The following is a 17318-nucleotide window of genomic DNA, read 5'->3' as shown; positions in this document are numbered from 1 at the left end:
GAGCGGCGGCGCCGCAGCCGCGATCTGGCACTATGTGCCATGTCGTAGCGATTCCCTGGGGCGCCGTGCAGTCCGGACGCGCCCCCGGTCCCGCCGGGCGGGTCCCGCGGTGGGACCGGCAAGGCGCGCGGATGGCCGGGACCGACAGCTTGAGGGGGAGCCCGGTGACACGTGAGGTGGGCCGGACGACGCGGGACCTGCGGCGCATCAACCGCACGTCGGTGCTGACCAGGCTCTATCTGCACGGCCCGGCCAGCCGCTTCGACCTGATGAAGGCCACCGGGCTCAGCTCCGCCACGGTCAGCAACGTCGTGACCGACCTGGTCGCCGACGGCCTGGTCGCCGAGGCCGGGCTGCTGGACTCCGACGGCGGCCGGCCCCGTACGCTCCTCGAAGTCCGCCCCGGGTACGCGCAGGTCGTCGGCGTCGACATCGGCGAGACGCACGTCCAGGTCGGGCTGTTCGACTGGACGCTGGACACCGTCGCCACCGCCACCTACCCGATGGACGAGGGCCGCCCCGACCCGGGCGTGCTCGCCGAGCTGGTGCGGGCCGGCGTCGAGGAGGTCACCGCGAAGGCGGGCGCCGACCCCGCGACACTGCTCGGCGTCGGTGTCGGGGTGCCGGGCGCGGTGCTGCCGGACGGCCTGGTGCACGCGCCGACCCTCGGCTGGTCCGACGTGCCCTTCGGCGCGCTGCTGCGCCCGCACGTCGCCGCCCCGCTGCACGTCGACAACTGCGCGCGCACGCTGGGCCAGGCCGAGATGTGGCGCGGTGCGGGCCGGGGGGCGCAGCGGGCCATCGTCGGCCTGCTCGCGGTGGGCGTCGGCGCCGCGGTCGCCACCGGCTCGCCCGGCGGGGTGACGAGTACCACCAGCGAGTGGGGCCACACCGTCGTCGAGTCCGGCGGCGCGCCCTGCCGGTGCGGATCGCGCGGCTGCCTGGAGGCATACGTCGGCGCGGACGCGATCCTGGAGCGCTACGGGCGGCTCGCGGGCCTCCCGGAGCCGTCCGCCGCCCGCCCCGGAACCGGCGGCGGCGCGGACACCGAGGCACGGCTCGCCGCTCTGGTCGCCGACGCGGCCCGGCCGGGCCCCGCGGCCGACACCCTGCGCGGCACCGCCGAATACCTCGGCATCGGCGTCGCCAACCTCGTCAACCTGCTCGGCCCCGACCGGGTCATCCTCTCCGGCTGGGTCAGCGCGGCCATGGGCCCCGCGGTGCTGCCCGCGGTGCGCGACGCGATGCGCCGCCACACCCTGGACTACCTCGCCGGGCGCACGGTGCTGGAGCTCGGGCGGCTGGGCCCGGAGCAGGTCGCGCTGGGGGCCGCGACGCTGCCGGTGCACGAACTCCTCACCGCCGGCGGGCGCTGACCCGTGACGAGCCCGGCCCGGCCGGTCAACCCATCGACGCCGCAGCGCTTCTGACGTCCCGTCACCCGGGCTGAAGGGTTCCCGGGGCGTGCCGCTCGCGCCCGTTCGCGCGCACCGGGCGGCAACATCGCGGAAATTTCTGTGTCACGACCGTTGACCCCCCATTCGCTTCTACTTAGTTTAAGTCGCAGAAAAAGCGGGCGGACGATGCTCCGCCACCCTCCCCGTACGCACCCTGGAGCCCGTATGCCCTCCCAACCCGGCGACGGCCGGCTGTACATCGACGGCGCCTTCGTGCCCGCCGCCTCCGGAGCGACCGCAGTCGTCGAGGAGAAGGCCACCGGCCGCCCCCTCGGCAGCTACGCCCGCGGCGGCGCCGCCGACATCGACCGCGCGGTGGCCGCCGCGCGGGCCGCGCAGCCCGGCTGGGCCGCGCTGTCCGCACCGGACCGGGCAGCGTACCTGCGCGCCATGTGCGGCTACCTGGAGGCGCACTTCGCCGACCTGGTCGAACTCAGCATGCGCGAGACCGGCGGGGTGCGGGCCAAGGCCGAGGACGAGGTCGGCACGAGCATCAAGCAGCTCACGCTGTCCGCGGTCCAGGCGAGCGAGAACGCCGGCGACATCCTGCCGCCGTACAAGGCGGGCAAGCTGTCGCTGTCGCGCGCGGTGCCGCTGGGGGTCCTCGGGCTCATCACACCGTGGAACTACCCGATGAACCTGGCGATGCGCGCCCTCGCCCCGGGCCTGGCCTTCGGCAACACCGTGGTGCTCAAGCCCGCCGAGCTGACCCCGGTGATCGGCGGCCAGGTGCTCGCGGCCGCCGCCGACCACGCGGGGCTGCCGCCCGGCGTCCTCAACGTCGTCACCGGCGACGGCCCGGACGCCGGCTGGCCGCTGGCCCGCCACCAGGGCGTGGACATGCTGGACTTCACCGGCTCGCGCGAGGTCGGCCTGGCGATCGAGCGCGCCGCCGCGGGCGAGCTGCGCGACATCCGGCTCGAACTCGGCGGCAGCAACGCCTTCGTGGTCCTCGACGACGCCGACATCGACCTCGCGGCGGGCTGCGCGATGATCGCCTCGCTGGAGTTCCAGGGCCAGACCTGCATCAGCGCCAGCCGCCACATCGTGCTGCGCGAGGTCGCCGACGCCTATCTCGACGCGCTGACCCGGCGGGCCGCCGCCCTCACCGTCGGCGACCCGTTCACCCCCGGCACCGCGCTCGGCCCGCTCATCAGCGAGGCGCAGCGCGACCGGGTGCACCGCGGCATCGTCGAACCGACGCTCGCGGCGGGCGCCCGGCTGCTGACCGGCGGCACGTACGACGGGCTGTTCTACCGGCCCACCGTGCTCGCCGACGTCACCGCGGACATGCCCGCCTTCCGCGAGGAGATCTTCGGCCCGGTCATCCCGGTGACCGTCGTCGACACCGAGGCGGAGGCGGTGGCCCTCACCAACGGCCTGCCCATGCTGATGAACTCGGTCTTCACCCGCGACCTGGTACGCGGCCTGTCCGTCGCGGAGCAGCTGCACGCCGGTGAGGTGCACGTCAACGACGCGCACGCCCGGCACGGCGCGGACAACCAGATGCCCGGCTTCACCCGGCGCCAGTGGATCGGCCTCCAGCGCACCCCACTGACCCTTCCCGACTGGGCCGCCGCGCCCGCCACCACAGAGAGCTGAGGACACCCCATGAGCGTGACACCGAGAAGACGGCGCGCGGGCGCGAGCGCGGCCGCGGCCCTCGCGGCCGGGCTGCTGCTGGCCACGGCCGCGTGCGGGGGCGGCGGCTCCGGCGACAAGGCGGACGGCAGGCCCGGGGGGACGGACGGCGGCAAGGGCAAGGTCACCCTGACCTTCTGGGACTGGGACCCCAACATCGACAAGGTCGTGGCGAAGTGGAACACCACCCACCCCGACATCCAGGTCAAGCTCTCCAACCCGGCGGGCGGTGACCAGCTCGTGGCGAAGATGATCACCGCCCACGAGGCGAAGAACGGCCCCGACATCGCCAAAGTCGAATACCAGTCGCTGCCCGCGCTGGTGTCCAAGGGCGTGGTCGCCGACATCACCGACTACACCAAGGACACCGTCACCAAGTTCGACGACGCGACGCTGCGGAGCACCGTCTTCCAGGGCAAGGTCTACGGCGTCCCGCAGGACGTCGCCCCGCTCATGCTCTTCTACCGCACCGACCTCTTCCAGAAGTACGGCCTGAGCGTCCCGAAGACCTGGGCGGACTTCGCGACGACGGCCAAGGCGCTGCGCGCGAAGGACCCGAAGGCGTACCTCACCAACTTCGACGCCGCGGACCCGGGCTGGTTCACCGGGCTCGCCCAGCAGGCCGGCGCGCAGTGGTGGTCGGCGAGCGGCGACATCTGGAAGGTGAACATCAACGACGCGCCCACCAAGAAGGTCGCCGGCTACTGGCAGCAGCTCGTCGGCGACGGCAGCGTCGCCAAGAACCCCTCGTTCTCCCCGCAGTGGAACAAGCAGATGAACGACGGCACGCTGCTCACCTGGATCTCCGGCGCCTGGGCCCCCGCCCAGCTCGGCGGCATCGCCCCCGCGACCAAGGGCAAGTGGGCCGTGGCCCAGCTGCCCGCCTGGACCGCGGGCGACCCGGCCACCGGCATCTGGGGCGGCTCGGCGACCACCGTCACCGCCGACTCCGAGCACCCGAAGGAGGCCGCCGCCTTCGCGTCCTGGCTCAACACCGACGACGCGGCCGTGACCGAGCAGGTCAAGCAGATCAACGTCTACCCCGCCGCGACCGCGGGCCGCTCCCTGCCGGTGCTCCAGGCCGCGCCCGCGTTCTTCCCCAACCAGCCCGACTTCTACGCCGAGGTGAAGAAGGTCGCCCCCGCCGCCCGCAGCTTCCCGATGTGGGGCCCGGACGTCACCGTCACCTTCACCGGCTACACCGACGGCTTCGGCAAGGCCCTGCAGTCCGGCGGCGACTTCGGCGCCGCGCTCGACGGCATGCAGAGCGCGACCCTGGCGGACATGAAGAAGCTCGGATTCACGGTCGGCTGATGGCACGCCACGTTCCTCCCGCGCGCCGGACCAGCGGGTTTCCCTACCTGCTGGTCCTGCCCGCCGTGCTGCTCTTCGCCGGCTTCGTCGTGGCCCCCGGCGGCTACGCGCTCCTGCTCAGCTTCCAGCGCCGCAAGGTCAACGGCGGCCTGCTGGGCGGCGGCACGCACACCGTCTGGGCCGGGCTCGCCAACTACCGCGACGTCCTGGGCGACTCCGAGCTGTGGTCCGGCGTGGTGCGGATGCTCGCGCTCGGCGCGATCACCGTGCCCGCGACCGTCGGGCTGGCGCTGCTCTTCGCGGTGCTGCTCGACCTGGAGGGCACCCGGCTGCGCCGCGCCACCCGGCTGACGATCTTCCTGCCGTACGCGGTGCCCGGCGTCATCGCCTCGCTCATGTGGGGCTTCCTCTACCTGCCCGCCACCAGCCCGATCGGCGGCGACCGCGCCGACTTCTTCGGCCAGGTCGCGGTCTACTTCTCGGTCGCCAACGTCTCGGTGTGGGGCGCGGTCGGCTTCAACATGATCGTCATCTACACCGCGCTGCGCGCCCTGCCCGCCGAGCTGTACGAGTCCGCGCGCCTCGACGGCGCCTCGGAGTGGCAGATCGTACGGCGCATCAAGGTGCCGATGGTGATGCCCGCCGTCGTGATGTGCACGCTGTTCACCGTCCTCGCCGCACTCCAGGTCTTCAACGAGCCCAACACCCTCAAGCCGCTGTCCAACGCGGTGTCGTCCACCTGGGTGCCGCTCATGAAGATCTACGACGACGCGTTCGGGAACTCCGACATCTACTCGGCCGCCGCCACCTCCGTCGTCCTGACCACCGCCGCCCTCGCGGTGTCCTTCGTCACCGCCCGCCTCATCCACACCCGGGTCCAGCAGGAGTCCGCATGACCGCCCCCTCCCTGGCCCCCGCCGCCCGCGGCCGTACCGCCGCCGCCCCGGGCGCGGCCCGGCGCCCGCGGCGGATCGCGGTGCTGCCGACCGCCGGGCTCGTGCTCGGCGCGCTCTACTGCGTCGTGCCGACCCTGTGGATCCTGGTCGCGGCCACCAAGTCGAGCACCAAGCTGTTCTCGACCGACACCTACACCCCCTCGCTCGACCTCGGCCTGGTGCACAACATCCGTGACCTGTCGGACTACCAGGGCGGCATCTTCTGGCACTGGATGTTCAACAGCTTCCTCTACGCCACCGTCGGCGGGGTGCTGGCGTCGCTGGTATCGGCGGCCACCGGTTACGCGCTGGCCAAGTACACCTTCCGCGGGCGGACCGCGCTGTTCAACACCATCCTCGCCGGGGTGCTGCTCCCGCAGATCGTGCTCGCGGTGCCGCAGTACCTGCTGCTGTCCAAGGTGGGGATGACCGACAGCCTGGTCGGGGTGCTGCTGCCGCAGCTGTTCAACCCGTACGGCATCTACCTGTGCAAGATCTACGCGGAGTCCGCCGTGCCGGACTCGCTGCTGGAGGCCGGGCGGATCGACGGGGCGGGGGAGGGGCGGCTGTTCGTCTCGGTCGGCCTGCGGCTCATGGGACCGGGACTGGTGACGGTCTTCCTGCTCCAGTTCATCGCGATCTGGAACAACTTCCTGCTGCCGTTCGTGATGCTCACCTCCGACGACAAGTTCCCGCTCACCGTCGGGCTCTACAGCCTGCTGCGGCACGGCGCGGCGGAGGCGTCGCTCTACTCACTGGTGATCACCGGGACCCTGCTGTCCGTGCTGCCGGTGATCGCCCTGTTCCTGTCCCTCCAGCGCTTCTGGCGGATCGACCTGGTGACGGGGGCCCTCAAGTAGGGGACCGCGGCTCGCGCCTGTGCCCGGCCCCGACCCTGTGCGGGCTTCGAGGTCTTCACTTCTTGAAGCCCGCACAGGGGATTGACGCCGGTAGTGCTGCGAGGAGTTAATTCCTTCAACCGCCGGTGGGAGCGCTCCCATCCCATGCCGGGCAGCGCTCCTCGGCGGTCACCGTGTCCTGTGCCCGAGGAGTACCGAGGAGCCCGTCCGCATGACCGCACGCGCCCGCGCCCGTACCCGTACGCTCACCGTCGCCGCCGCGACCGCCGCACTCGCCGCCGTCACGGCCGCGGTGCCCGCGCACGCCACCGCGCCCGGCCACCCCGCAGCCGCCCCCACCACGCTGTTCACCCCGCCGGCCAACGCGGACGCGAACGCGCAGATCCTGGACCTCGCCAAGCACCTGAAGCTCAAGGACGCCGCCGGGCTGCTGGCGATGACCCTCACCCCGCAGGCCGTGTGGTTCGACGGCGGCACCGATCCCGCCGCCACCCGCGCCGCCGTCGACAAGACCGTGAGCGCGGCCGCCCGCCGCCACCAGCTGCCCGTCCTCGCGCTGTACAACATCCCCGGCCGCGACTGCGCCCAGTACTCCGCGGGCGGCGCCGCGAACACCGCCGACTACCAGGCCTGGATCGACGCGGTGAAGGCCGGTATCGGCAACCGTCCCGCCGACGTGGTCCTGGAGCCCGACTCGCTCGCGCTCGTCCCCTCCGACTGCGGGATGGACGACGCCCAGGGCACCAAGACCGCCGAGCGCTACGACCAGATCCACTACGCCGTGGACGCCCTCGAACCGCTGGCCGGCACCAAGGTCTACCTCGACGCCGGGCACAGCGGCTGGCACAGCATCAACGACATCGTCCCGCGGCTCGTCGCGGGCGGCGTGGACGACGCCACCGGCTTCTACCTCAACATCTCCAACTACCGCTCCGACAGCGAGATCGCCTGGTACGGCAAGCTCGTCTCGTCCTGCCTCGCCTATGTCTCCGGCGGCGGCGACGCGGCGGCCTGCCCCAACCAGTGGTGGCCCGTCAACGACGCCCAGACCTGGATCGACGCCAACGTCCACACCGCGCCCGCCGCCATGAAGCACTACGTCGCCGACACCAGCCGCAACGGCCAGGGCCCGTGGACGCCCCCGGCCGGCGTCTACTCCGACGCCCAGGACTGGTGCAACCCGCCCGGCCGCGGTCTCGGCGCCCGCCCGACCCTCAAGACCGGCGACCCGCTCCAGGACGCCAAGCTCTGGGTCAAGATCCCGGGTGAGTCCGACGGCCAGTGCACCCGCGGCACGGCGGGCCCCAACGACCCCGAGCGCGGCTACCAGGACCCGGCGGCCGGCAAGTGGTTCCCGCAGCAGGCGCTGGAACTGCTGCACAACGCGAACCCGGCGGTGCTGCCGCACTGAGCCGGGACGGGGCCGGGTCCGTGGCGGGCCCGGCTCCCGCTGCGGCTCCGCGCCGCACCTTTGGCGGACCCGCGCCGGCCCCGGACCGCCCCCGGGCCGCGCGCCGCGGCTCCTCCGCCCTCAGCCTCGGGCGAGGACCGCGCAACGAGCCCGCCCGCCGGCACCGCGCCGGCGGGCGGGCTCTCCGCCTTCCCGGCGTGGGGCCGCCGGTGCGGTGGTGGGCGATGGGGCAGAGTGGCCGCATGCTGCCCGAGGTGCCCTCGCCGGACGACCCGCACGTGCGCCACATGCGCCGCGTGCTGCTGGCCGTCATCACCGGAAGCTTTCTCTTCCTCATCCCCTGGATCGGCTATCTCTACGTGAGCCTGCCCACTCACCGGACGGTGAGCAACTGGCGCTACGCCTGGGTGGGTTTCGACGGCGCGCTCATCGTGCTGCTCGGCATCACCGCGGTGTGCGCGTGGCGCCGGCTGCAGATCTTCATCCCCTGGGCCGTCGCCACGGCGACGCTGCTGTGCTGCGACGCGTGGTTCGACATCGTGCTGGACTGGAACAGCGGCGATCTGGCGGTCTCGATCATCACCGCCGCCGTGGCCGAACTCCCGCTCGCCGCACTGCTGCTGCACGCCGCCCGGCGGATGATCCGGCTGACCCTGACCGTCGCCTGGGCCCGGGCCGGGCGCGAGGGCCCGGTGCCGCCGCTGTCCCGGATGTCGGTGCTGGTGCTGACGGAGGACGCGGAGCCGGAGCGCCGGTCCGAGCACCGGTCGTAGCCCGAGGGCCTGGCTCCGGCGGGGCCTAGGGAGTTGTCCACAGGGCGGGGCGCGGGCCTGGCCGGGGCTTGGGTGGCTCGGTAAGATCTTTCTGTAAGTTTCAGCACGGCCGGTCAGGTTGAGGCCGGCCGGGAAGCGGGGGGAGCACAGCCATGGCGGTCGCAGCGGAGGGCGCGGCGTACGACGTACTGGTCGTCGGCGGTACGGGCGTCGACACGATCGTGCTGGTGGACGAACTGGGGGTGCCGGAGGGCGACTCGCGCTCCGTCCCGCCGATCAGGGACTACGTGGCGCACTCGGGCAACGGGGTGGCGCTCGGCTTCCACGCCCTGGGCCTGGCCACGGCTTTCATCGACTTCCTCGGCGAGGACGTGCAGGGCCGGATGATCCTGGAGCGGTATGCCGCGACCGGGCTCGACTTCCACCATCTGCCCGCCCCGGCCGGCACCCCGCGCAGTGTCAACCTGGTCGACCGCGAGGGCCGCCGCTTCTCCTTCTACGACGGCCGCCATCCGCTCGACCTGCGGCTGCCGCGGGAGTTCTACCTGCCCCACGTCGAGCGGGCGCGGCACGTGCACATATCCCGCTCCGCGCACGCCGAGCCGGTCTTCGCTGACGCGGTACGCCTGGGCCGCACCGTCTCCACCGACCTGCACGCCTGGGACGGCGAGGAGGCCTCCGCGCTGCCCTGGGCGCTGGGAGCCGATCTGGTCTTCCTCAGCGCCGCGGCCGTGGGGGAGCGGATACCCGAGGTCATGCGGCGGATCCTCGCCGAGGGCCGCGCCTCCCTCGTGGTGGCGACCGACGGCGCGGCGGGCTGTCACGTCCTGGAGCGGGGCGAGCCGGTGCCGCGACGCTTCCCCGCCGTGGCACCGGAGCGGCCCGTCGTGGACAGCAACGGCGCGGGCGACGCCTTCCTGACGGCCTTTCTGCACCGCCGCTTCTCCGGCGCGCCCCTGGAGGAGTGCGTGCTCGCGGGCGCGGTCTCCGGAGCCTTCGCGTGCGGCAGTCCGGGCACGCACGAGGAGCTGATCGGCGCCCCGGAGCTGGCCGCGGCCGTCGCGCGGGCCGCGCGGGCCCGCACGGCGGCGGGCTGACCGGCTCCGCAGGGGCGGCGGTCCGGCGGACCGGCGGTCCCGCCGGGTGGGCGGCGCGGGATCCGGGACGCCGGTACGGCGGCGGGAGTCCGCCGGGAGGTCCTTTCGGGAAGGCGGTCAGCCCGCCTCGATACGGCGGACGGCGGTGTCGAGGGCCGCGTCCTGCGAGGTGTAGACCTCGCACACCGGGTTGCCGGTCGGCGTCCTGGTGTGGTCGATCTCCCACAGGCTCAGCTCGGTGCCGTCCAGCAGCAGGAAGGCGTGCTCGTAGAGCGACCAGGACACCTGCCGGCCGGCCACCAGGGTGCTCCGGCGGGTGACGATGCTGATGTCGTGCGCGATGGCCGCGCGCAGCCGGGCCCGCAGCTCGTCGCCGGGCGCGCTCGGGTTCGCGGCGCGGCGCAGCAGCCGCCGGGCGTGCTCCGCCGAGTCGCCCTCGGTGTACGTGCGCCGCAGCGTCTGCTCCGGTCCCGTGGCGGCGAGCAGGGCGTCCACGTCGTCGGTGTCGCCCGTGGCCGGAACACCGGTGCGGGTGCCGTCCGCCGGGCCGGTGTCCCGCGGTGCTCCGCCGAGGGCGGCGTAGGGCACCTCGGGCGGGCCGCTCGGACCGCCGAAGGCCAGGTCGACCTCCCACTCGGCGAGCGCCAGGTCCTCGGGCTGTGTGAAGAGCGTGCGGTGCGGCAGCCCGTCGGGCCGGGTGTCGTGCTCCAGCTCCCACACCAGCCGCACGTCGCCGTCCGGCATGAGGAAGCTGTGCCGGAAGGTCCGCCGGTTCATCCGGCGCGGCGGGCCCTTGGCGTGGCGGCAGGACTGCAGGCCGCAGTGGTGCATCAACGCGGCCCGTAACGCGTCCAGTTCGTGCGCCGCCTCGATTCCGCCGACCGCTCGGGCGAGCAGTCCTGCGAGCTGGTCCGCGGGTGTGCCGCCCGCGCGCTCGGGTTCCGCCGTGTCCGCGACCTCGCCGTCCATACGGTCCTCCCGGCCTCCGCCGTACCGCAACCCCGGCGACTCAGGGTAGTAGGACCGTCGCCGATTGCGCCCGCGAACGCCGACATTTCCGGGCGTGCGGCCGATTTTCGCGCTTCTCGCGATACGTTCCGGCCCCGCGCGCCCCGTACGCAACCCGCCGCGCTCCTGCCGCAACGGCCCCTCGCGTCAGAGGTGTCAGGGCGCACGGTCGCGGCGTCTGCGGCGGTCTGCGGCGGTCTGCGGCGGTCAGTCCGCGGGGTGGGGGGCGCCGTCCGGCTCCGGTCCGGGGAAGGGAGTGCCGCAGCGGGCGCAGCGGGGGGCCTTCATGTCCTCGCGCATCGCGCCGCATTCGTCGCAGACCCGCTCCAGCCAGCAGACCGGGTCACCGCGCTCGGTGCGCTCGTGCTGTCCGTGCTCGCCGTCCGCCGTCATGGCTGCCGCGTCCCTTCTTCCGTCGCCGGTCCGCCGGTGCCTTCCGTGGCCCTGGGCCCGTCGCCGTCCGCCGGGTTCCCGTCCTCGCGGACGCCCCAGCGGCTCCGCGCCCGCCGCAGCGAGCGGGCCTCGGCGTAGCCGAGCCGGGCCGCGGCCTGCTGCGCCGACCAGTTTCCGGTACGCCGCAGGCCCAGGGAGAACTCCTGTCGCACGGCGTCCAGTTCCGCCCGCCAGGTGGTGCCGGACTCGGCCAGCCGGCGTTGCAGGGTGCGCGGGCTGACCGCGAGCTGCCGGGCGGCGGTGGCCAGCGACGGGCGGTCGTCGGCGAACTGCGTGAGGATCGCCCGCCGCAGGTCGGGCAGCGGTCCCGTGGGCCGGGGCGGCGGGACGGCCGCAGCGGTGCGCCGGATGATGGCCGCGAGCGCCGGGTCCGCGCCGGGCAGCGGGGTGTCCAGGGCCCGGCGGGTCAGGGTGATGCTGTCGGCGCCGGTGCCGAAGTGGAGGCTCCCGCCGCCGAACAGCTCCGTGTGGCCGCCGGTCCTGCGCGGCGCCCGGTGGGCGAAGGAGACACGCGCGGGGGTGACCGCGCCGCCGGTGCTGTGCCGGATCACCTGGGTGAAGGCCCCGAGGACGAACTCCGCCACCGGTCCGCGCAGTTCGCTGTCCGGCAGCAGCGCGCCGTAGGTGATGGTCACCTCCTCGTCCGACTCCTCGGTGTCCAGCGCGGAGCCGTCGCTCAGCAGGTGCAGGTAGGTGCCCGTGACCGCCAGCCCCTCGCCCAGCGTGGGCGCGGTGCTGAAGAGGTAGTCGAAGAGGTCGAACTGGCCGTGCCGGTAGGCCGCGGCGGTCAGCAGGCCCGCGTCCTGCCGTCCGGTACGGCCGAGCACCTCGGTCCACAGCCGGTACAGGTGCATCGACGGCACGCGCGCGGTCACCGGGCCGTCGAGCACGCCGGGCGGCAGCCCCGCCGCGCGCAGCAGCGAACGGGCCTGCGTGTCACCGGTCGCGGCGGCGCGGGCAATCAGCCGGGGAAGGGCGACGCTCTCGGTCGGCCCGGCGTTCTGCGCGGCCACGGCGGGCGGCGGGGACGTCAGGGGCGGCGGCATTCCGGGCACCTCGCGAGTCTGCGGCGTGGGGGTGTGCGGACGTCGGGCGGGCCGGAGGGGAGCGGTACGCGCGGCGCCGCCGGACTTCCGGAAGCCTAACCTCCTGCTGGCGCGTCGCGTTCGACTCCTGGCGCGTTCTGTCCTCCCCGGCCGCGGGAGCCGTGACGATGATCAGACGAACTGGTGTCTCCGGGCACCGGGTACGCCCGCGCCAGGGAGGGGGCGGGCGTGCCGGGGGGAGGGCCGCCGGCGCGGACGGGCCACCGTCCGCGCCGGTGAACCGTACCGCCGGTCTCAGCCGACGCCGTCGCCGCCCGCGCGTTCGCGCGGCCAGTGGCGGCGGCCGAGGCTGACGATCCGCATCCGCAAGGCGGCCGTCTCGGCGATCGAGGCCCGGACCGCCGTGTCGTCCGGCGGCGCCTCCATGACGGCCGCCGCGGTCAGCACCATGTGGTCCACGTACAGCCCGGCCAGCACCCGCAGTTCGGCGGGCCGCCAGCCCGCGGAGTCCGGCTGGGCGGCGAGCCCGTCGGCCACCTCGCCGGTGAAGCGCTCCAGTTCGGCGGCGATGGCCTCGCGCACCGGGCGCACCCCGCCGTAGCGCTCGCGCGCGATGAAGCGGACGTGCGCGCGGTGCTCGTCGGCGTACGCGACGGTGAGCGCCACCGCGCGGTCGATGAGGTCCGCCGGGTCGCCGGGGTCCGCCCCGTCCCCGGTCGCCGCGTGGTCCGTACCGTCCGCCATGACCTCCCGGACGACCGCGTGCAGGCTGCCCAGCGCCTCGCCGACCAGCGCCACGCCCAGCGCGGCCATGCCCGGGAAGTGCCGGTAGAAGGCGGCGGGTGCGACGCCGACCTCCCGGGTGACCTCGCGCAGGCCGAGGCTGCTGAGGCTCTGCCGGTCCAGCAGTCGCAGCCCCGCGTCCAGCAGCGCCTGCCGGGTCTGCTCCTTCTGGGCCTGCCGGACCCCTGGTGTGTGACTCATGTCATTCAGTAAACAACCGTTCTCCGACTCCCGCTACTACTAGACTCGTCAGTCAGTGAACAACTGTTTTCCGAATCTCCGACCGACTGGAGGTGCCGCCGGTATGGCCCTTGTCGTCTTCCTGCTCGGCATCGGCGTCATCATGGGCGCCGCCGCTCATATGCCGCTCACCGTCTTCGGCGTCGCGTCCGCGGCCGTCGCCGCGTGGCTGCTCGCCTTCGCCGTACGCGAGGCCGTCGCGCGCCGCCGCGGCTGACACCCGCCCCGGCGCCGTCCCCGCGCCGCCCGCCCCCACCCGACCACCGCCCACGGAAACGGAAGAGGACACCGTGAACTCCGCAGCCCATCCGGTCCCGGCCGGCGCTCCGGCCGCGACCACCCGCGACGCCGACGGCATGGCCGTCGCGTCCTTCCTGCTCGGCCTGCCCGGCCTGCTCGTGCTGAACCTCGTGCTCGGCCCCGCCGCGATCGTGCTGGCCCTCGTCGCGCTCCGCCGCGGCACCCGCCGCCGCGGCCGCGCCCTGCTCGGCCTCGCCCTCGGCGTGGCCGGCGTCGCCGTCCAGGTCGCGCTGACGATCGCCGGCCACGGGGTGCTCTGGTCGTTCGAGTGAGCCCCGCCCGCCGGGCGGCAAGGACAGGAAAAGGGTGAGGGCCCGGCCGGACGGCCGGGCCCTCACCCTTCCTCGCGGGGCGCGCACCGGCGCGCCCGTCACGTCAGCTCAGGTCGATGCCGGGGTAGAGCGGGAAGCCGGACAGCAGGTCCGCCGCGCGCTTGGCGACCTCGTCGGCAACCGCGGCGTCCAGCACGTGGTGCGCCTTCGACAGCCCGCCCTTGGGCGCGGCCGCGGCCGTCGTCCCGGACAGCACGGTGTGGATCAGCCCGGCGATCTCGTCCATCTCCGGCGCGCCGAGCCCGCGGGTGGTGAGCGCCGGGGTGCCGATGCGGATGCCGGAGGTGTACCAGGCGCCGTTCGGGTCCTGCGGGACGGAGTTGCGGTTGGTGACGATGCCCGCGTCCAGCAGCGCCGCCTCCGCCTGCCGGCCCGTCAGCCCGTAGCCCGACACGTCGATGAGCACCAGGTGGTTGTCGGTGCCGCCGGTCACGAGCTTCGCACCGCGGTTCAGCAGGCCCTCGGCGAGCGACCGCGCGTTGTCGACGATCCGGTGCGCATAGGCCCCGAACTCGGGCCGGGAGGCCTCCGCGAGCGCCACCGCCTTCGCCGCCATGACGTGCGGCAGCGGCCCGCCCAGCACCATCGGGCAGCCCCGGTCGACGTGCTCGGCGAGCGAGTCGTCGCACAGCACCATGCCGCCGCGCGGGCCGCGCAGCGACTTGTGAGTCGTGGTGGTCACGATGTTCGCGTGCGGCACCGGGTCGAAGTCGCCGGTCAGCACCTTGCCCGCGACCAGGCCCGCGAAGTGCGCCATGTCGACCATGAGCGTCGCGCCGACCTCGTCGGCGATCTCCCGCATGATGCGGAAGTTGACCAGCCGCGGATAGGCGGAGTAGCCCGCGACGATGATGAGCGGGCGGAACTCGCGCGCGGTCTCGCGCAGCGCGTCGTAGTCCAGCAGGCCGGTCTGCGGGTCCGTGCCGTAACTGCGCTGGTCGAACATCTTGCCGGAGATGTTCGGCCGGAAGCCGTGGGTGAGGTGGCCGCCGGCGTCCAGCGACATGCCGAGCATCCGCTGGTTGCCGAACTCGGCGCGCAACTGCGCCCAGTCCTGCTCCGACAGGTCGTTGACCTGCCGCACCCCGGCCCTGGCCAGGCCCGGGGTCTCGACCTTCTGGGAGAGCACCGCCCAGAAGGCCACCAGGTTCGCGTCGATCCCGGAGTGCGGCTGTACATACGCGTGCGAGGCGCCGAAGACGCTGCGGGCGTGCTCGGCGGCGAGCGCCTCGACGGTGTCGACGTTGCGGCAGCCCGCGTAGAAACGGCGGCCGATGGTGCCCTCGGCGTACTTGTCGCTGAACCAGTTGCCCATCGCCAGCAGCACGGCGGGCGACGCGTAGTTCTCGCTGGCGATCAGCTTGAGCATCTCGCGCTGGTCGGTCAGCTCACCGGCGATGGCGTCCGCGACACGCGGCTCGACACCCCGGATCACGTCCAGGGCACTGCGGAAGGCGATCGACTCGGTGCTGTACGGCTGTTCGGGCGCGGCCACGGCGGTCCTCCGGTTGGTCAACGGGACGGCCCAGGCGCACGGCACTTCGATCTTCCGGATCTTTCCGGTCGAGCCGCTCCCCGATGGTTGACCCCATCCCAGCGCGCCAGTCACGGCTCCGCCCCGAGCCTACCAACCCCGCCCGGCGGGCACACCGGGGGAGCGCGCCGCCCGCGCCGTCCGGGGCGGGCGGCACCGCAGCTCAGGGCGGAGGGCGGGCGGTGTTTGATGGGGGCAGGCGACGGCGGAAGGAGCCGCATGGCAGGCAGCAACGGGCCCGCACCGGTGCAGACCCGGGTCGGGGCGGACGGCACGGCGGTGATCGAGCTGGACCGCCCGGCCGCCCTCAACGCGCTCGACCTCACGATGGTGCGGCTCATGACGGACGCGCTGGTGCGGTGGCGGGACGACCCGGCCGTCCGCTCCGTCCTGGTCGTCAGTACCTCGCCCAGGGCGTTCTGCGCGGGCGGCGACATCGTGGCGGTGCGGGCTGCGGGCGCGTCGGGCGACGAGGACGCCGTGCGGGGCTACTTCACCGCCGAGTACGGCCTCAACGCGCTGATCGCGCGCTACCCGAAGCCGTACACCGCGCTCGTCGACGGCTACGCGATGGGCGGCGGGCTCGGCATCTCGGTGCACGGGTCCGCCCGGGTGGTCACCGAGCGCGCGTCGCTGGCGATGCCGGAGACGGCCATCGGCTTCTTCCCCGACATCGGCGCGAGCCACTTCCTGCCGCGGCTGCCGGGCGCCTACGGCTGGTACCTGGGCCTGACCGGCGCGCGGATCGGCGGACCGGACGCGGTGGCCTGCGGGCTCGCGACGCACCATGTGCCCGCAGCCGAGCTGCCCGCCCTGCGGGCCGCGCTGACCGCGGACGGCACGCCCCCGGACGCGGTCCTGCGCAGCTTCGCACGTCCCGTCCCGGAGCGCCCCGCGCACGCCGCCGCCGTGGCCCGCTGCTTCGCCGAGCCGGACCCGGCGCGCGTGCGGGCCCGGCTGGTGGCCGAGACCGAGGACGCGCGGTGGGCGGCGGACACGCTCGCGCTGCTCGACGCCGCCTCGCCCGCGAGCCTCGCGGCCACCGCGGGCCTGCTGCGGGCGGGTGCGGGATCGACGCTGGAGGAGTGCCTGGCCCGTGAACTGGAACTGGCGTGCCGTACGGCGGGCAGCGCCGACTTCCAGGAGGGGGTGCGTGCGGCCCTGGTGGACAAGGACCGGAGGCCGGTCTGGTCGACCCCTGCGCAGTCCACATTGTAAGATGGCGGTGTCACTATACGGACAGCGGGCGTAGTGTCGCTGTCGAACCCGCCGCGCCGCGGCGGGACATGGCCACGGGAGAGCCGAGCATGCCTCGCGAATGGGACGCCAAGACCTACGACTCGCTGCCCCTGCCCCACCTGGGCTGGGGCCGCCGCACGCTGGGGCGGCTGGAGCTGCGGGGCGACGAGCGGGTGCTCGACGCGGGCTGCGGCACCGGCCGCGACACCGAGGGTCTGCTCGACCGGCTGCCGCAGGGGCAGGTGGTCGCCGTGGACGGATCCGTCCGCATGCTGGACCAGTTGCGTGAGCGGCTGTCCGGCCGGCTGGACCGGGTCGAGGTCGTGCACGCCGACCTGACGAAGCCGCTGCCCTTCGACGGCGAGGTGGACGCCGTCTTCAGCGTCGCCGCCTTCCACTGGATCGAGGACCACGCCGCCCTCTTCTCCTCGCTGGCCGGGCGGATGCGGCCGGGCGCCCGGCTGGTCACCGAGTGCGGCGGCCAGGGCAACATCGCGGCGGTCAACGCCGCGGTCGCCGAGGTGACCGGCGAGGCGCGCGACGTCTGGGAGTTCGCCGGCGTCGAGGACACCCGGCAGCGGCTGGCCGAAGCGGGCTTCACCGACATCGAGGTGCTGCTGCGGCCCGACCCGGCCCGCTTCGAGCCGGGTGAGCAGCTGGAGGCCTTCCTCGCCACCGTCGTGCTGGGCCCCTATCTGGACGCGATGGCCGAGGACGACCGCGAGCCGTTCGTGAAGGCGGTGGCCGCGCGCCTGGCGGAGCCGGTCGTCGACTACGTGCGGCTGGAGATCGCCGCGACCCGCGGCTGACGCCGGGGCCACCGCACGGTGCCGCCCGGCGTGCGGTGGGACGGGGGTCCGGCAGCCGTGCCGGGCCGCCGTCCGCGTTGTTAAGG

The 17318-nt window shown here is 74.0% G+C and carries 17 protein-coding genes and 1 riboswitch; of the genes, 12 read left to right on the top strand and 5 right to left on the bottom strand.

What is annotated here, in order from left to right; genetic code table 11:
- Positions 1-164: 164 nt before the first annotated feature.
- The 8 genes from ACH4PY_RS12605 to ACH4PY_RS12570 all read left to right on the top strand — a co-directional run bounded on the left by ACH4PY_RS12605 (position 165) and on the right by ACH4PY_RS12570 (position 9488).
- Positions 165-1376 (top strand): ROK family protein, encoded by a 1212-nt coding sequence (locus ACH4PY_RS12605; RefSeq protein ID WP_398179877.1) that lies wholly within the window; start codon positions 165-167, stop codon positions 1374-1376.
- Positions 1377-1622: 246 nt separating this feature from the next.
- On the top strand, positions 1623-3059 hold the full coding sequence (locus ACH4PY_RS12600) for an aldehyde dehydrogenase family protein (RefSeq protein WP_398179874.1): 1437 nt from the start codon (positions 1623-1625) through the stop codon (positions 3057-3059).
- Between the two features lie 9 nt (positions 3060-3068).
- Positions 3069-4412 (top strand): ABC transporter substrate-binding protein, encoded by a 1344-nt coding sequence (locus tag ACH4PY_RS12595; RefSeq protein WP_398179870.1) that lies wholly within the window; start codon positions 3069-3071, stop codon positions 4410-4412.
- Complete coding sequence (locus tag ACH4PY_RS12590) at positions 4412-5308, top strand: carbohydrate ABC transporter permease (protein ID WP_398179867.1); 897 nt, start codon at positions 4412-4414, stop codon at positions 5306-5308. The genes ACH4PY_RS12595 and ACH4PY_RS12590 overlap by 1 nt, the downstream gene beginning before the upstream one ends.
- A complete protein-coding gene (locus ACH4PY_RS12585) occupies positions 5305-6207 on the top strand; it encodes a carbohydrate ABC transporter permease (protein WP_398179864.1) in 903 nt (300 codons plus the stop codon). The genes ACH4PY_RS12590 and ACH4PY_RS12585 overlap by 4 nt, the downstream gene beginning before the upstream one ends.
- Positions 6208-6418: 211 nt before the next feature.
- Entirely contained in the window at positions 6419-7618 is a 1200-nt protein-coding gene (locus tag ACH4PY_RS12580) for a glycoside hydrolase family 6 protein (protein WP_398179861.1), read from the top strand.
- Positions 7619-7860: 242 nt separating this feature from the next.
- Positions 7861-8391, top strand: coding sequence for a hypothetical protein (locus ACH4PY_RS12575; protein WP_398179858.1), 531 nt, complete (start codon positions 7861-7863; stop codon positions 8389-8391).
- Between the two features lie 152 nt (positions 8392-8543).
- A complete protein-coding gene (locus ACH4PY_RS12570) occupies positions 8544-9488 on the top strand; it encodes a carbohydrate kinase family protein (RefSeq protein ID WP_398179855.1) in 945 nt (314 codons plus the stop codon).
- A gap of 117 nt (positions 9489-9605) precedes the next feature.
- Here the strand turns inward: ACH4PY_RS12570 and ACH4PY_RS12565 are convergent, their stop codons facing one another.
- The 4 genes from ACH4PY_RS12565 to ACH4PY_RS12550 all read right to left on the bottom strand — a co-directional run bounded on the left by ACH4PY_RS12565 (position 9606) and on the right by ACH4PY_RS12550 (position 12979).
- The gene (locus ACH4PY_RS12565) at positions 9606-10457 is read right to left on the bottom strand and encodes a DUF6227 family protein (RefSeq protein ID WP_398179852.1); all 852 of its coding nucleotides are present in this window, start codon (positions 10455-10457) and stop codon (positions 9606-9608) included.
- A gap of 246 nt (positions 10458-10703) precedes the next feature.
- On the bottom strand, positions 10704-10889 hold the full coding sequence (locus ACH4PY_RS12560) for a hypothetical protein (protein ID WP_398179850.1): 186 nt from the start codon (positions 10887-10889) through the stop codon (positions 10704-10706).
- Positions 10886-11995 carry an AraC family transcriptional regulator ligand-binding domain-containing protein gene (locus tag ACH4PY_RS12555; RefSeq protein WP_398179848.1) on the bottom strand — a complete coding sequence of 370 codons (1110 nt, stop codon included), beginning with the start codon at positions 11993-11995 and terminating at the stop codon, positions 10886-10888. The genes ACH4PY_RS12560 and ACH4PY_RS12555 overlap by 4 nt, the downstream gene beginning before the upstream one ends.
- 294 nt (positions 11996-12289) lie before the next feature.
- A complete protein-coding gene (locus tag ACH4PY_RS12550) occupies positions 12290-12979 on the bottom strand; it encodes a TetR family transcriptional regulator (protein ID WP_398179846.1) in 690 nt (229 codons plus the stop codon).
- Between the two features lie 103 nt (positions 12980-13082).
- Between ACH4PY_RS12550 and ACH4PY_RS12545 the strand changes: the two genes are divergently transcribed.
- Both ACH4PY_RS12545 and ACH4PY_RS12540 read left to right on the top strand, forming a co-directional pair.
- A complete protein-coding gene (locus tag ACH4PY_RS12545) occupies positions 13083-13235 on the top strand; it encodes a hypothetical protein (protein WP_398179843.1) in 153 nt (50 codons plus the stop codon).
- Between the two features lie 73 nt (positions 13236-13308).
- Positions 13309-13590 (top strand): DUF4190 domain-containing protein, encoded by a 282-nt coding sequence (locus ACH4PY_RS12540; protein ID WP_398179841.1) that lies wholly within the window; start codon positions 13309-13311, stop codon positions 13588-13590.
- A 103-nt stretch (positions 13591-13693) separates the two neighbouring features.
- Here ACH4PY_RS12540 and ACH4PY_RS12535 read toward each other — a convergent pair whose 3' ends face one another.
- Positions 13694-15145 (bottom strand): glycine hydroxymethyltransferase, encoded by a 1452-nt coding sequence (locus ACH4PY_RS12535; protein ID WP_398179838.1) that lies wholly within the window; start codon positions 15143-15145, stop codon positions 13694-13696.
- A gap of 21 nt (positions 15146-15166) precedes the next feature.
- A riboswitch (ZMP/ZTP riboswitch) is annotated at positions 15167-15269 on the bottom strand.
- A gap of 134 nt (positions 15270-15403) precedes the next feature.
- Between ACH4PY_RS12535 and ACH4PY_RS12530 the strand changes: the two genes are divergently transcribed.
- Together ACH4PY_RS12530 and ACH4PY_RS12525 are read left to right on the top strand one after the other, a co-directional pair.
- Positions 15404-16402 (top strand): enoyl-CoA hydratase/isomerase family protein, encoded by a 999-nt coding sequence (locus tag ACH4PY_RS12530; RefSeq protein WP_398179835.1) that lies wholly within the window; start codon positions 15404-15406, stop codon positions 16400-16402.
- Between the two features lie 89 nt (positions 16403-16491).
- Complete coding sequence (locus tag ACH4PY_RS12525) at positions 16492-17232, top strand: class I SAM-dependent methyltransferase (protein WP_398179832.1); 741 nt, start codon at positions 16492-16494, stop codon at positions 17230-17232.
- The last annotated feature ends 86 nt before the right edge of the window (positions 17233-17318 follow it).

This window comes from Streptomyces sp. NPDC021224, from assembly GCF_044332905.1.
GTDB lineage: Bacteria > Actinomycetota > Actinomycetes > Streptomycetales > Streptomycetaceae > Actinacidiphila.
The sequence above is the reverse complement of the archived record's forward strand: the minus strand, read 5'-3'. Positions and strand labels throughout refer to the sequence as shown.

Coding starts and splice junctions, on each gene's coding strand:
- ACH4PY_RS12600 (WP_398179874.1), top strand. CDS start 1,623: ATGCCCTCCCAACCCGGCGACGGCCGGCTGTACATCGACGGCGCCTTC.
- ACH4PY_RS12595 (WP_398179870.1), top strand. CDS start 3,069: ATGAGCGTGACACCGAGAAGACGGCGCGCGGGCGCGAGCGCGGCCGCG.
- ACH4PY_RS12590 (WP_398179867.1), top strand. CDS start 4,412: ATGGCACGCCACGTTCCTCCCGCGCGCCGGACCAGCGGGTTTCCCTAC.
- ACH4PY_RS12585 (WP_398179864.1), top strand. CDS start 5,305: ATGACCGCCCCCTCCCTGGCCCCCGCCGCCCGCGGCCGTACCGCCGCC.
- ACH4PY_RS12580 (WP_398179861.1), top strand. CDS start 6,419: ATGACCGCACGCGCCCGCGCCCGTACCCGTACGCTCACCGTCGCCGCC.
- ACH4PY_RS12575 (WP_398179858.1), top strand. CDS start 7,861: ATGCTGCCCGAGGTGCCCTCGCCGGACGACCCGCACGTGCGCCACATG.
- ACH4PY_RS12570 (WP_398179855.1), top strand. CDS start 8,544: ATGGCGGTCGCAGCGGAGGGCGCGGCGTACGACGTACTGGTCGTCGGC.
- ACH4PY_RS12565 (WP_398179852.1), bottom strand. CDS start 10,457: ATGGACGGCGAGGTCGCGGACACGGCGGAACCCGAGCGCGCGGGCGGC.
- ACH4PY_RS12560 (WP_398179850.1), bottom strand. CDS start 10,889: ATGACGGCGGACGGCGAGCACGGACAGCACGAGCGCACCGAGCGCGGT.
- ACH4PY_RS12555 (WP_398179848.1), bottom strand. CDS start 11,995: ATGCCGCCGCCCCTGACGTCCCCGCCGCCCGCCGTGGCCGCGCAGAAC.
- ACH4PY_RS12550 (WP_398179846.1), bottom strand. CDS start 12,979: ATGAGTCACACACCAGGGGTCCGGCAGGCCCAGAAGGAGCAGACCCGG.
- ACH4PY_RS12545 (WP_398179843.1), top strand. CDS start 13,083: ATGGCCCTTGTCGTCTTCCTGCTCGGCATCGGCGTCATCATGGGCGCC.
- ACH4PY_RS12530 (WP_398179835.1), top strand. CDS start 15,404: ATGGCAGGCAGCAACGGGCCCGCACCGGTGCAGACCCGGGTCGGGGCG.
- ACH4PY_RS12525 (WP_398179832.1), top strand. CDS start 16,492: ATGCCTCGCGAATGGGACGCCAAGACCTACGACTCGCTGCCCCTGCCC.